The organism is Cryobacterium sp. SO1 (assembly GCF_004210215.2).
Classification (GTDB): Bacteria; Actinomycetota; Actinomycetes; order Actinomycetales; family Microbacteriaceae; genus Cryobacterium.
Window position 1 is genome coordinate 2,484,024 of the sequence record NZ_CP067394.1, and the last position, 12,304, is coordinate 2,496,327.

General features: G+C 64.6%; 12 protein-coding genes. 5 read left to right on the top strand and 7 right to left on the bottom strand.

What is annotated here, in order from left to right; genetic code table 11:
• The first annotated feature begins 153 nt into the window (after positions 1–153).
• The 4 genes from BJQ95_RS11725 (at position 154) to BJQ95_RS11740 (ending at position 4,069) form a co-directional block, all read left to right on the top strand.
• Positions 154–819, top strand: a complete 666-nt coding sequence (locus BJQ95_RS11725; RefSeq protein WP_130179048.1) for a DedA family protein — start codon at positions 154–156, stop codon at positions 817–819.
• A complete protein-coding gene (locus tag BJQ95_RS11730; RefSeq protein ID WP_130179047.1) occupies positions 816–2,024 on the top strand; it encodes a sensor histidine kinase in 1,209 nt (402 codons plus the stop codon). Before BJQ95_RS11725 ends, BJQ95_RS11730 begins: the two co-directional genes overlap by 4 nt.
• Complete coding sequence (locus tag BJQ95_RS11735) at positions 2,021–2,689, top strand: response regulator transcription factor (RefSeq protein WP_130179046.1); 669 nt, start codon at positions 2,021–2,023, stop codon at positions 2,687–2,689. The genes BJQ95_RS11730 and BJQ95_RS11735 overlap by 4 nt, the downstream gene beginning before the upstream one ends.
• Positions 2,690–2,806: 117 nt before the next feature.
• On the top strand, positions 2,807–4,069 hold the full coding sequence (locus BJQ95_RS11740) for an acyltransferase (RefSeq protein ID WP_240694917.1): 1,263 nt from the start codon (positions 2,807–2,809) through the stop codon (positions 4,067–4,069).
• Between the two features lie 219 nt (positions 4,070–4,288).
• On the opposite strand, the gene BJQ95_RS11745 is transcribed toward BJQ95_RS11740, so the two are convergent.
• The 3 genes from BJQ95_RS11745 to BJQ95_RS11755 all read right to left on the bottom strand — a co-directional run bounded on the left by BJQ95_RS11745 (position 4,289) and on the right by BJQ95_RS11755 (position 6,674).
• Positions 4,289–4,876: a small multidrug efflux protein gene (locus BJQ95_RS11745; protein ID WP_130179045.1), complete on the bottom strand. Its 588-nt coding sequence runs from the start codon at positions 4,874–4,876 to the stop codon at positions 4,289–4,291.
• Positions 4,877–4,978: 102 nt separating this feature from the next.
• Positions 4,979–5,614 (bottom strand): hypothetical protein, encoded by a 636-nt coding sequence (locus BJQ95_RS11750; RefSeq protein ID WP_205750237.1) that lies wholly within the window; start codon positions 5,612–5,614, stop codon positions 4,979–4,981.
• A 73-nt stretch (positions 5,615–5,687) separates the two neighbouring features.
• Positions 5,688–6,674 (bottom strand): GlxA family transcriptional regulator, encoded by a 987-nt coding sequence (locus tag BJQ95_RS11755; RefSeq protein ID WP_130179044.1) that lies wholly within the window; start codon positions 6,672–6,674, stop codon positions 5,688–5,690.
• 238 nt (positions 6,675–6,912) lie between these two features.
• Between BJQ95_RS11755 and BJQ95_RS11760 the strand changes: the two genes are divergently transcribed.
• On the top strand, positions 6,913–7,818 hold the full coding sequence (locus tag BJQ95_RS11760; protein WP_205750236.1) for a zinc-binding dehydrogenase: 906 nt from the start codon (positions 6,913–6,915) through the stop codon (positions 7,816–7,818).
• 87 nt (positions 7,819–7,905) lie between these two features.
• Here BJQ95_RS11760 and BJQ95_RS11765 read toward each other — a convergent pair whose 3' ends face one another.
• The 4 genes from BJQ95_RS11765 to BJQ95_RS11780 all read right to left on the bottom strand — a co-directional run bounded on the left by BJQ95_RS11765 (position 7,906) and on the right by BJQ95_RS11780 (position 12,247).
• Positions 7,906–9,411, bottom strand: coding sequence for a S9 family peptidase (locus BJQ95_RS11765; protein WP_256041364.1), 1,506 nt, complete (start codon positions 9,409–9,411; stop codon positions 7,906–7,908).
• A complete protein-coding gene (locus BJQ95_RS11770; RefSeq protein ID WP_256041365.1) occupies positions 9,396–9,812 on the bottom strand; it encodes a hypothetical protein in 417 nt (138 codons plus the stop codon). Before BJQ95_RS11770 ends, BJQ95_RS11765 begins: the two co-directional genes overlap by 16 nt.
• A 55-nt stretch (positions 9,813–9,867) precedes the next feature.
• Positions 9,868–11,349, bottom strand: a complete 1,482-nt coding sequence (locus tag BJQ95_RS11775; RefSeq protein ID WP_256041366.1) for an alpha/beta hydrolase — start codon at positions 11,347–11,349, stop codon at positions 9,868–9,870.
• A 184-nt stretch (positions 11,350–11,533) separates the two neighbouring features.
• Complete coding sequence (locus BJQ95_RS11780; RefSeq protein ID WP_240694916.1) at positions 11,534–12,247, bottom strand: MerR family transcriptional regulator; 714 nt, start codon at positions 12,245–12,247, stop codon at positions 11,534–11,536.
• Positions 12,248–12,304 lie beyond the last annotated feature (57 nt).

Here is a 12,304-nt window from a genome sequence, read left to right on the forward strand (position 1 = left end):
ACGGAGTGGACGACTGCCTCTGCGCCTACTCACCAGAATGCCGGGACAGGCAGATGGCGGGAACACGTCGCGAGCAAGACAGCTCCGCGGTATGGGTGCGCGGATACCTCCGAGTGATGCCCCAGCATGACCACACTTCGTAGCGTCGAGGTTATGGATTTCATCAATGAGCTCATCACCGTGGCGGTCACCTCCCCGTGGCTCTACCTCGTCATGTTCGCGGTAGCGATAGTCGACGGGTTCTTCCCTCCGATCCCCAGCGAGACAGTGCTCGTGGCCGCAGCGGCCGTCGCGGTATCAGCCGGCGGCCCGAACCTCGTCGTCCTCGCTGCCGTGGCAGCCGTCGGAGCAATCATCGGCGACAACATCGCTTACACGATCGGTCGGGCCGTCGGGAGCACGCGCTTTGGCTGGATGCGGCGACCGCGAGTGGCGGCAAGCTTCGAGTGGGCGCAGCGACGTCTTCGAAACAGCGGCGCGGGCCTGATCCTCGCTGGACGCTTCATCCCGGTCGGACGCGTGGCCGTCAACATGTCAGCGGGTGCGGTGGGGTACCCGTGGCGGCGGTTCCTCCCGCTTAGCGTCGTCGCCGGAGTGGCGTGGGCGGCGTACAGCGCGGGCCTCGGCCTCGCAGCCGGCCAGTGGCTTGAAAAACAGCCGCTGCTGAGCGCGCTTCTCGGCACCGCACTCGCCCTCCTCATCGGCCTGGTCATCGATCGGCTGATGGAATTTCGGCGACGCTACAGCCTCGGCCGAGTCGTCACACGCGTTGAGACGAATGCCGTGGCCACGGCTCGCCAGCCGAGCGTGACAGGATGACCGACATGGATGGAACCGTGCGACACAGCAGGAAGAGCACTGTTCAGCTGACACTCCTGATGATCGCCACCGTCGCGCTGGCGGCCGTGCTCGTCCCCGTCCACGCCGCCGTCTACGGCACAGCTGTTCCGCTTGCGCTCCTGCTCGGCGTCGTGCTCACCGCCTCCCTGCTCGTCGCCATCCCCCGCCCCCGGATTGCCATCGGGCTGTTCTCGCTCGCGGCATTCCTGCTACCGCTGTTCGTGATTCCGGAAAGTGTCGGGCCGTGGCCATGGACGGTACCTGCGCTGATCACGTTTGCCGCATTCGTCGGCGTGATCACTTTCCTGCACGGCTGGAGAATGGGTCTGACCCCGCTGCTCGTCGGCAACGCGGGCTCACTCGCGGCGCCTCTGCTGCAACCCGAGGTTGCAGCGGCGAACCCGCCGACAGCCGATCTCATCGTCGCCGCGTCGATCAGCGTTGTCGCATATATGGTCGCGATACTCCTGGCCGGACGCATCCGCGCCACCAAGGAACTCACCAGCGAGCGGGATCTCACCGCGCAGGAGCAGTCCCGCCGTGTCCTGGTGGAGGAACGCAACCGAATTGCCCGCGAACTGCACGATGTCGTGGCTCACAGCCTGTCCCTCATCCAGGTACAGGCGTCCACCGCACGGTACCGCGTCCCCGATCTGGCCGACAACGCCGCCAAAGAACTGGCCGATATCGCAGCCACTGCCCGCGGATCCCTCACCGAGATGCGCCGCCTCCTCGGCGTGCTGCGCACCGACGACCAGACCGCGGAACTCGCCCCGCAACAGGGAATCGAGGACATTCCCGCTCTGATCGACAGCACCCGGCGTACCGGCGTGGACGTCGCACTGGAGCTCATCGCCCTGACCCCCGACGTCCCGCCAACCGTGCAGATCGCGGCGTTCCGCATCGTCCAGGAGTCGCTGAGCAACGCGGTCCGCCACGCCCCAGGCGCCTCCGTGTCCGTCCAGGTCCGGACGGAGCCCTTGATGCTCCGGCTGCGCGTGCACAACACCGCTGCCGGCGTGCCGCCGGTACAGGGCGAAGGCCATGGCCTGACGGGGATGCGTGAACGCGTCGCGCTCCTCGACGGGACCTTCGAGGCCGGTCCTGATGCCGACGGTGGTTGGACCGTCGAAGCAGTGCTTCGGTGGCATCCTGAGCCCGGTATGGAAAAGGAGAATCCGTGACAATAAGCGTACTGATCGTCGATGACCAGGCGATGGTGCGTGCCGGCTTCGCGGCGCTCTTGGACGCACACGACGGCATCCGCGTCGTGGGCCAGGCCGCCGACGGCGCCGCAGCCGTGAACCTCTCCGCCCGGCTCGACCCCGATGTGATCCTGATGGACGTCCGGATGCCGCAGCTCGACGGGATCCAAGCGACCCAACGCATCCTGGGCCCCACCTACCCAGCAGCGCATGTGCCACGTATCCTCATGCTCACCACGTTCGACATCGACGACTACGTCTATGACGCGCTTCAAGCGGGCGCGAGCGGTTTCATCCTCAAGGACGCCTTGCCGGAGGAACTGGTGCATGCGGTCCGCGTCGTCGCCGCCGGCGACGCACTGTTGGCCCCCAGCGTTACCCGGCGGATGATCGCCCGGTTCGCCGCCCAGAAGCCTCGCGAAGCGCGCACCTCGGCTCAACTCGCAGATCTCACCGATCGTGAGCGCGAAGTGCTCGTGCTCATCGGTGCGGGAAGGTCGAACAGGGAGATCGGCGCATCGCTGTTCATCGCCGAGCAGACGGTGAAGACGCACGTCGGCAAGATCCTGGCAAAAATCGGTGCCCGCGACCGGGTGCAGGCTGTGATCTTCGCCTACGACACGGGGCTGGCCGAACCCGCATAGCTTTGCGAGACGTCGCTCCGGTCTAGGCCCCCGGTAGGGTGCAGGCGGCACCGACGGTTGATGTGCGCCCCGGCACCGCATTCTTAGGCTCCTTGGACAACGACCAAGGAGGTCACTTTGACCATTGAGCAAGCAACACCCGTAGCGCTGCCCGCCGCCCGTGAGCGTGTGCGCGAAACGGGAATCGATTTCGTGCGTGCGCTGTGCATCATCGGCGTCGTGCTGATGCACGCCATCATGGTGGGCGTCACCGTCGGCAACACGGGGCCGGTGTTCAGCAACGCCAGCCACGGGACCTGGTGGGTAGCACCTCTGAGCTGGGTGCTTATGGTGGTGCCATTGTTCTTCGTCATCGGCGGGTTCTCGGGCATCCTGTTCTACCGACGCCTGCGCGCCACGGGCGGCACAGCCGCAGGTTTCATAGCCGCCCGCATACACCGGCTTCTCTTGCCGGCGCTGCTCGTGTTCGCCGTCGTCGGATCAGGGCTTGCGCTGCTCACTCTCCTCGGCGTGCCTGCCAACCTCGTAGGCGTCGCCGGGCTCTATTACAGCCAACCGCTGTGGTTCCTCGGCGTCTTTCTACTCTGCCAGGCCTTACTGCCCGCCCTCACCACAGCCCACGAGCGCGCCCCACTGCGCTCCCTCGCAGCTCTCACGACTCTCGCGGCGGGTGTCGACATTGCCAGGGCAATCAGCGGCATCGACTCCCTGGGCTTCTTCAACCTCGCATTCGTCTGGTTGGCGCTTCAGCAACTGGGGTTCTTCTTCGCCGACGGCACCATCGACCGTCTCAGCCGACGCGCCCGCGCCCTCATCGGGTTCGGCGCCGTCGCAGCACTTGCCCTTGCCTGTGGATCGGGCCTGTACTCGCCTGATCTCATCGCCAACGTCAACCCACCGACGACGGCCCTCCTCCTGGTCGGTATCGCCCACACCAGCGGGCTCTCCCTGTTTCGGGCAGGACTGGAGACGATCAGCCGTCGTCCCGGAGCCGTTGCCATCACAAGCTTCGTGACTCCACGCGCGATGACCATCTACCTTTGGCACATGCCGGTGCTGCTGGCTATGGCAGGAATCTCAGCCATCTCGGCGATGGTATTCGGCATAGATCTCCCGGCGCTTAGTACCGCCGCATGGTGGCTGGGACGTCCCGTGTGGCTGATAGTCGCCTTCGTCCTTATCGCCATCGTGGCGACATCCGTTTCGGGTCTCGAAACGGTGAGGTTGCGGACTCCGACACCTTCCCGGGCCAAGGCCGCCGCCGCTGTTCTGCTGGGCGGCGCGAGCGTTGTGATCATGCTCATCTCAGGCGCAACGGTCATCACGGCGTTCGCCGCGGTTGCCCTGGTGCTCCTGGCGCTGCAGCTCAGCAACGCCTGAGGGCGACGACCGCGACGGCAAGATCAGTCACGACACAGCGGACGGATGCACCGTACAGGGATACAACGACCAAACTGCTGAACCCCCGTTTCCGGGGGCTCAGCAGTTCACGATGTCTTGAGCCATCACAGCAGTGTCACACCAAACCAATGATCGCCAAAAGGACCGAAACGCTCGGGAGGGCTGGTGGAGGGTGATGGCGTCCCTTTGTTGCTGGTTCTAGGTCCCGAGGACCACGGTAGCGAGTGTGGCAGAGACGGTTGTGATCCCCGTCCAAATCACGATGGCGACGGCCTGCCACAGGATGACTCTGCCCTTGCTGATGCCGGAGGCGACAAAGATGGCGGCGGTGAAGTGAGTCGGGATCGCGAGAGGGCCCAGGATGCTGGCGCCAGGGACTCCGAATCGGATCAGCCACTGGCGGATCTTCTGCCGTCCTTTCGACTCGGGCTTGACTTCCTCGGGTAACACAGCGGCATCCGCTTCGTTGACCGGCCCCGTTTCCACGGCTCCGGCGTAGGCCATCATTGGTACCGGAGCTGTCCGTGACCGGCGGGCCACGACGGCCAATCGAACTCGGGAGCCCAGCAGAACGACGAGCACGACCGAGGTCAGGTTTCCCGCGACAGCTGCAGCCATAGCGACCAGCGGATGCAGACCACCGAGGATTCCGATGAGGGCGGAGATTTCACCTTCGATGAAAGGGACCGCCCCTGCCGCGGCGACGATGAGCGGCTGCACAAAATCGGGTACCTGTCCGACGAGCTCTTGGAAGCCGTCGATCAGATCAGCGACGGGATTGGACATTGAGTTACTTCCTTTGGTTGGGGGTGGGGGCGCTACCCGGCTTCGGAGATGAGGCGAGCACGGTAGAGCAGTTCACAATGAGCTTGGTTTGCTGGACCGCCGTTAAAGCAGCAGTTCGCTGAGCGGGTGCACGAGGTAGCGGAGGGAGTATGCCTCCCAGACCGCGCCCACAATGAACCAGCCCAGGGCCAGAAGTCCGAGCCATCCGAACTGTCGAAGGCCGCGAAGGTAACCCAGCCGGCGGGTGGTTGCGTCGATGGTCGCGGGGCGCAGCCAGGACCTGCCCAGGAGGTAGGCGCCGAAGACCAGGATTGAGTAGGCGTGGAATTCGATCAACGCGGTCAACGAATGCGGGATCCACCCGACGGCGGCGATCTCGGTGGTCGGGAACAGGCCCGATCCGAGGGTGAACGCCTTGTAGGCGAAAAGAGGGATGGCGGCGAACGGCACGATAAGGGACGGGAGCACGATCCACGCTGCGGCGGCGCTGACGACGTTCACTCCCAGAATGACCAACGCAAACAGCCACGGACTTTCGAAGAGAGAGCGCACCAGGCCGTTCGTCCCGTCAGCTTCCGAGGAAGCCGCCTTCTGCGCTCCGAGTTCGGGGAACACCATCGCCGCGACGAGTCCGAGGATGAAGAAGCCGAACACGATCGCGTTGATGATGAGGAAGACGGGGAGATTCCCCCGGATGATCCGGAAAGGTTTGCGGTAGAACCGCACGTGGTCTGTCATACCTCCAATTGCACTCGACCGTGCGCTCTGGCTGTAGTACCGCCGTGTCACCGAGATCTATGACACAGCGTCACTACCGGGCAAGCAATACTCGCGATCCATCTCCGGCCCGTCCGCTCCCCCCAGCAAAGGTGGCCCGATACTCGGAGGGGGTCACATCCACGATCCTGCGGAAGTGCAGCCGTAGGTTCGATCCGGTTCCCAGGCCGACCTGATCCGCGATCTGGTCGACGGACAGCCTCGTGGTCTCCAGGAGCTCTCGCGCGGCGTCGACCCGGGCGCGCAGGATCCACTGCAACGGGGTGTTGCCGGTCTCTTCGGCGAAGCGCCGCAGGAACGTGCGCGGCGACATCCGCGCATGCGCCGCGAGACCGTCGATGGTGAGGTGCTGGTCGAGCCGCAGCATGACCCATTCGCGGGTCGTGGCCAGAGTGTCACCGCGGGGTACGGAGCTATTCTTCGGCGAATACTGGGCTTGCCCTCCGCTCCGGTAGGGCGCGGTCACGAGGCTGCGGGCGATCTCGTTCGCCGCGCTCACCCCGAGGTCGCTTCGCACAATGTGCAGGCACAGGTCGATGCCGGCGGCGGCACCCGCCGAGGTGAGGATACGTCCTTCGTCGACGAAGAGCACGTTCGGCTCGACAGTGATCTCCGGGTGTCGCTCCGCCAGCTGCTGCGCCGCGTCCCAGTGCGTCGTCGCACGGAGACCGTCAAGCAGACCGGCATCGGCGAGCGCGAACGCACCGTAGCAGATCGACGCGATCCGCACACCGCGGGATGCCGCGCTCCGAAGTGCTTCGTACACCTCTGTCGGCACCTGTCGACCCGCCGGCGCGTAGCCCGGGACGATGATCGTATCGGCTCCCGCCAGCGCCTCCAACCCACGGGAGACGGCGTACCCGAAGCCCCCGTGCGCCGGCACCGTTCCGGGCTCGACCCCGCAGACCGAGACTTCATAGGGGAACCCCGTCTCAGGATGGAACACCTCCGCTGGAATCCCCACGTCCAGAGGGAGAGCACCATCAAGCACGAGAACCACCACGCTATGGGGTCGTTGCATCACATCACCGCCCTGTTGTCACTATCCTCACACATATTGGCATTGCCGCCACTGGAGTGCCGGTACCCAGTACCAGACACTGAGATGACACCCGTTCGGGCGCGGTCGCGCCCGACACTCCAGATGAGGAATACCTATCATTACTGACACCATGAATGCCATTGTCCTTCCCCGTTTCGGCGGTGTTGCTGCGTTCGAACTGCGCACCGTTCCCGTACCGAAGGTCGAACCCCGCCAGGTGCGGGTGCGCGTCCATGCGACCGCCGTCAACCCGCTCGACATTCAGATCCGCCGCGGAGACTACGCAGATCACGTCCCTCTCCCCGCGATCATTGGACACGACATATCCGGCGTGATCGAGGAAGTCGGCTCCCACGTGACCGAATTCCGCGCAGGCGACGAGGTCTACTACACACCCCAAATCTTCGGCGGCACCGGCTCGTACGCCGAGCAGCACGTCGCCAACGTTGATCTCGTCGGCCGGAAGCCGGCGAATCTCAGCCACCTCGAGGCGGCAAGCATGACGCTCGTCGGCGGGACGGTGTGGGAGGCTCTCGTGACACGAGCTCTGCTCACAGTGGGTGAGAGCATCCTCATCCATGGCGGCGCGGGGGGTGTCGGCACGATAGCGATCCAGGTCGCGAAGGCCATGGGCGCACGGGTGATCACCACAGCGAAAGCCGGCGACCACGAGTTCGTGCGCTCTCTCGGCGCCGATGAGGCGATCGACTTCACTTCGGCGGATTACGTCGATGCCGTGGCCGAGATGACGAGAGGCAAGGGAGTCGACGTCGTCCTCGACACGATCGGCGGAGACACGCTCACACGAAGCCCGCTCACGCTCGCCGACTTCGGACGCGTCGTCAGCATCGTCGACATTGCGCAGCCGCAAAACCTGATCGAGGCGTGGGGCAAGAATGCCGCCTATCATTTCGTTTTCACTCGGCAAAACCGCGGCAAGCTGGATGCCCTCACCAACCTTGTCGAGCGCGGTCTCGTGAAGCCGGTCATCGGCGCGACTCTCCCGCTCGCTCGGATGGGCGAGGCTCATGAGCTCCTGGAGAACAGGCGGTCTTATGCACTTCACGGCAAGATTGCGATCGACGTGGCAGGCGACACTGTCGCCCTGCCCACTCGCGCCTAGGTGTGAGCGGATCGAGGTCGTCGACCGACTGACTTTCAGCCTCGATGTGACGGTTTCGATGAACATCCAGAACAACCAGGCTTTGCGCTAGCTGCCGAGATACGCTTCGAAGTGGCGCTCGATCGCACGGTGAAGGAGGATCTGATTCTCCGGGTTGTCGAAGCCGTGGCCCTCGTCGGTGGCGAGAATGTATTCGACGGGGATGCCGCGTTCCCTCAGTGGGGTGACGATGTTGTCTGACTCGGCCTGCACGACCCGGGCGTCATTGGCTCCCTGTGCGACCAGCAGAGGGGTCTCAATCTGATCGATCATGGCGATGGGCGATCGGGAGCGCATATCCTCTGCAGCGGCGGGGTCATCGGGGTCGCCGACGTACCGGAACCAGCTATTGGCCATATAGGGCCTGGTGAACGGCGGGAGCGACCGCATGAAGTTCACGAGGTCGGACACTCCTACGTAGTCGACTGCTGCAGCAAACCGATCAGGCGAGAGCGCTGCGCCGACGAGGGCAGCGTAACCGCCGTAGGATCCGCCCATGATGCCGACGCGTTGTGGGTCGACGTATCCTTGCGCCACGGCCCAGTCGACGGCGTCGATGAGGTCGGTGTGCATAGCGCGCGCGAACTCGCCGATCGCGGCCGTGGTGTGATGTCGACCGTAGCCGGTCGAGCCGCGGAAATTGACCTGCAGCACCGCATAGCCTCGGTTGGCGAGCAGCTGTACCTGCGGGTTGTAGCCCCAGGTATCGTGCTGCCAAGGACCACCGTGCACCAGGAGCACCAGGGGAAGGTTCGCGGGGGCCACTCCGACGGGAAGTGAGAGAAAGCCTCGCAACTCCAACCCATCGCGAGCCGAGAATCCGACCGCTTCCATCGACGCGAGGTGGGCCGGCTCGAGATGCGGATAAGGACGGAACAGGATGTGGGCTTCCCCGGTGGCGTGGTCGTAAAGCCAGCTCGTCGCGGGATCGCGGTCATGAATGAATGTTGCGACCCAGCGTCGTTCTGTCTGGTCGGAGGACAGAGTGCCCAGCACCCCGTCCGAGAGCTTCGACAGCGCTCTGAAAACCTCGGTGAAACTGTCATCCAGCACTTCGATGCGTGGCCGATCACCGATGAATCTCGCTGCGATGACCTCACCTGTGCGGCGGCTGGTGAAGACCGTGGGCGGGAGGACTCCGGGTGCCATTGTCCCGAGGATGTCGAGGCTGGAGCCCCCGGCGGCGGCAACGACTGTCTCATCGCCGGTGTCTCGATCGATGCGGATCAGCCGGAGATGGTCCGAGTCACCGTACGCGCCGATCAATAGACCCGTCCCATCAGGGGTGACGAGTTGAGGCTGCACGCCCACGGGGTACTCGGCGCCGCCTATGCGTCGGAGTTGTTTGCGCGCACCGGTTCGACGATCAATCGCCGAGAATTCCATCGTTCCGTCCGCCGTCATGCGGGTGGAAAACGCCGGCGACCCGTGCTGGTCCAGCAGTACGTTCTCCGTCGGATCGGTCTGCTCATGATGGAGGGTCATCTCACCGGTTGCCACATCGATGAGGAACAGATCGATCGCAACCGGTCGCTTGTTCATGGCGACGAGCATGCTGCCCGGGTGCGACGGCAACGGCTCGGCACCGAAGACACGTGACCCCGGGGCAGAGGCGTGAGGTCCTCTGCCGGTTCGTCTGGTCTGCTGAGGTCGACCCGGTACAGGTGCCAGTCCTCGTTGCCATCGGTGTCTTGCAGATACAGCACCCAGCGAGAGTCGTCACCCCAGTAGTAGGTAGTGATACCTCGTCGGTCATCATGGCTGACGCACACCGCGTCGGCATGGTCCGCGTTGACCCCCCGCACCCACACGTTGCGTCGTCCATGGGCGGGTGCGAGGTAGGCGATCTTCGATCCGTCCGGCGAAATCGACGGATGGGAAAAGGCCGGATCCGCGAAGAACTCCTCGACAGCGATCAGGCGGGGCGGTGAGCCATGATTCAGTTGCGAGTGCATAGCGGTGATCCTTCGGGGTGGCTGTGCTTGGCGTCTCGAAAGGGCGGTCGGCGAATCAGAGCGTGCACGCCAACTCGCCCTCTGGCAGTTCGAGGTGGATGAGATAAGCCGCGGCAATTTCGTCCACGCACGGGCTCGCGCCACCCGAGACAACTGTATGTCCTTCGCCCTCGACCGTCAGCAGGGAGCTGCCGAGCGATTCTGCGAGGCGGATGCCGCCCGAATGTGGGGTGGTCGGGTCGCCTGTAGTCGACACAACGAGTGTGGCGGGGAGCCCTTCGATTTCATGCGCGTATGGGATACCCAGCTCGCCGGTCTCCGGCCAATCTGCACAGTGGGAGCGGGCGGCCTCGGTCACGTCGGTACCCGGGTCCATGAACGGCGCCTGCTCGTAGGTATCCGTCCGCAGCGCGGCGAGGTCGTCGGCCGACAGCTCATCCTCGTCGACGCAGTTGATCGCCATGAGTGCCTCGGTGCTGCCGTCGGAGGTGTCTCCGTCGCCCTCGAAGCCGCTGATGCCGTACGCGAGTGCGAGTAGTTCGTTCCCACGGCCTTGCTGCACCTCTTGCAGGCCGGTGATGATGCGTGGCCAGGCGTCGGGCGAGTACAGGCCGCCCATGACGCCGCTGAGTGCGACCTCGAAATTGACTTCCTCCTCCAGCGCGGGGACCGGACTCTCTCCCAGGGGCTGAAGGATGGCCTGGAACGCTGCGGTCCATCCAGCCGGGTCGGTACCCAACGGGCAGTCGTGCTGTGTGGCGCAGGAGGCTGCCATTGCGTCGAATGCCACCTGGAAACCGGTGTAGGACGCGAGAAGTCGATCCTGCAGCTGCAGGGTGGGATCGAATGCCCCGTCGAGAATCATCGCCCGCACGTTCTCCGGGAACTCTTCGGCATAGACCGAGCCGAGGCGTGATCCGTAGCTCTGTCCCAGGAAGTTGAGCTTTTCCTCGCCGAGCGCCTCGCGGAGCACGTCCATGTCCTTCGCCGTGGTGCGACTGCCCATGTTCGCGAGGGCATTTATGCCGCCCGATCCTTCAGCGCACCGCTCGACGAGCGCCTGAGTGTCTGCTTCGGTGAGCGCCGGCGCGATCGAGCCGAGGCGTTCGAACACCTTGTCGCCTGCGGTTGTGCTGTCTTCCGAGTAGCAGTCGACCGCCGGCTCGGTGGCACCGACCCCGCGGGGGTCGAATCCGACCAGGTCGAAGCGTTCGGTGATCGCGCTTTCCCCCAACGTCACCGACGCGCCCATCGTTGTGAGAAGCCCGGCTCCGCCCGGACCGCCCGGGTTGTACAGCAGCGATCCCATTGACTCGCCCCGAGCGGCGATCCGGACAACCGCAACCGACGCCGTCTCACCCTCAGGGTCGGAGTAGTCCATCGGCACCTCGAGCCGCGCGCACTCCGGCTGATTGGGCGCGAGGGGGAAGTACTGCTCATCCAGGGCTGTGACCGCGTAGCTCTCGCAACTCTCCCATACGAGCTCCTGGGTGTGGTAGCGGTCGATCGGCTTATTCTGGGGATCGTCCGCGGGCACGCCACCTGCGGGTGCGCACCCGACGAGCAGGACCCCGAGGGCGACCACAGCAGCCGTCACCGTCATCCCGCGCCATTGTGCTCGTGTGCTGTTGCCGTGCCCCGAAACCACTGGCGGGGATAACTGTTCTCGTTGCCTCATGTTCAGCAGATAACACTATGTACCAGCTACACAGTCAATCTGTTCAGGCTGTATGCGTCGCTGATCGCTGACCGACGTTTAGCCGCTCCTGCGCGATGGCGCTCGCGCGCCCCAGCACGTCGAGCTGCGCCACGTTGTACAACTCTCTAAGGGCCTCGGTGACTGCCTCTCGGGTGACTCGTTGACCCTTCGAGATATGCTCGACCGGCTCCATCACCCACGGGTAGTCCACGAGGTGCTGGGCGAGCTTGGGTGCGAGCGTCTCGGCGACGAGCTGCCTCGTCGCGTCATCGGCGTCTGCGTGAAGTGTGTCGAATGCCGCACTGGCGCCGTCGGGCTCCGGCTCGGACTCAATCATGCGTTTGACGTCTGTCATCGCTGACTCGTTGTAGAGCCGCGAATAGACGAGCAAGAGCGAACGATCCGGATCGGACAGCCGAGATGCCACATCCTCGAAGCCCGACGGCACATCGATGGCAGAGGACCCATCGAGGGTGGCTCGAATCTCGGCGCGGGTCCTCTGCAGTCGCTCGATGTTGACGGTGAGGTCCGCCTCGATCGCCAGAAGCGCGGCCGTCGGAGGCCCCCCTCCGAAGCCCACGGTTTCGATCTGCGCGAGTGGTACGCCCAGGTCTCGCAAGCGCCGGACCTGCAGCAACCGTACGAGGTGCCTGGCGCCGTACTGTTTGTAGCCGTTGGACGTCCGACCCGGTTCGTCGAGCAGACCCGAGCGGTGGTAGTAGCGCACGGTATTCACCGACGTTCCGGCGAGCTCCGCGATCTCCCGTGTACTCCATGGCATGGTTCGTCCATT

Bases quoted from the DNA above. Each gene is read 5' to 3' on its own strand.
- BJQ95_RS11755 (WP_130179044.1), bottom strand. From the start codon at position 6,674: ATGCAACGACCCCATAGCGTGGTGGTTCTCGTGCTTGATGGTGCTCTC.
- BJQ95_RS11725 (WP_130179048.1), top strand. From the start codon at position 154: ATGGATTTCATCAATGAGCTCATCACCGTGGCGGTCACCTCCCCGTGG.
- BJQ95_RS11745 (WP_130179045.1), bottom strand. From the start codon at position 4,876: ATGTCCAATCCCGTCGCTGATCTGATCGACGGCTTCCAAGAGCTCGTC.
- BJQ95_RS11750 (WP_205750237.1), bottom strand. From the start codon at position 5,614: ATGACAGACCACGTGCGGTTCTACCGCAAACCTTTCCGGATCATCCGG.
- BJQ95_RS11765 (WP_256041364.1), bottom strand. From the start codon at position 9,411: ATGCTCGTCGCCATGAACAAGCGACCGGTTGCGATCGATCTGTTCCTC.
- BJQ95_RS11730 (WP_130179047.1), top strand. From the start codon at position 816: ATGACCGACATGGATGGAACCGTGCGACACAGCAGGAAGAGCACTGTT.
- BJQ95_RS11770 (WP_256041365.1), bottom strand. From the start codon at position 9,812: ATGCACTCGCAACTGAATCATGGCTCACCGCCCCGCCTGATCGCTGTC.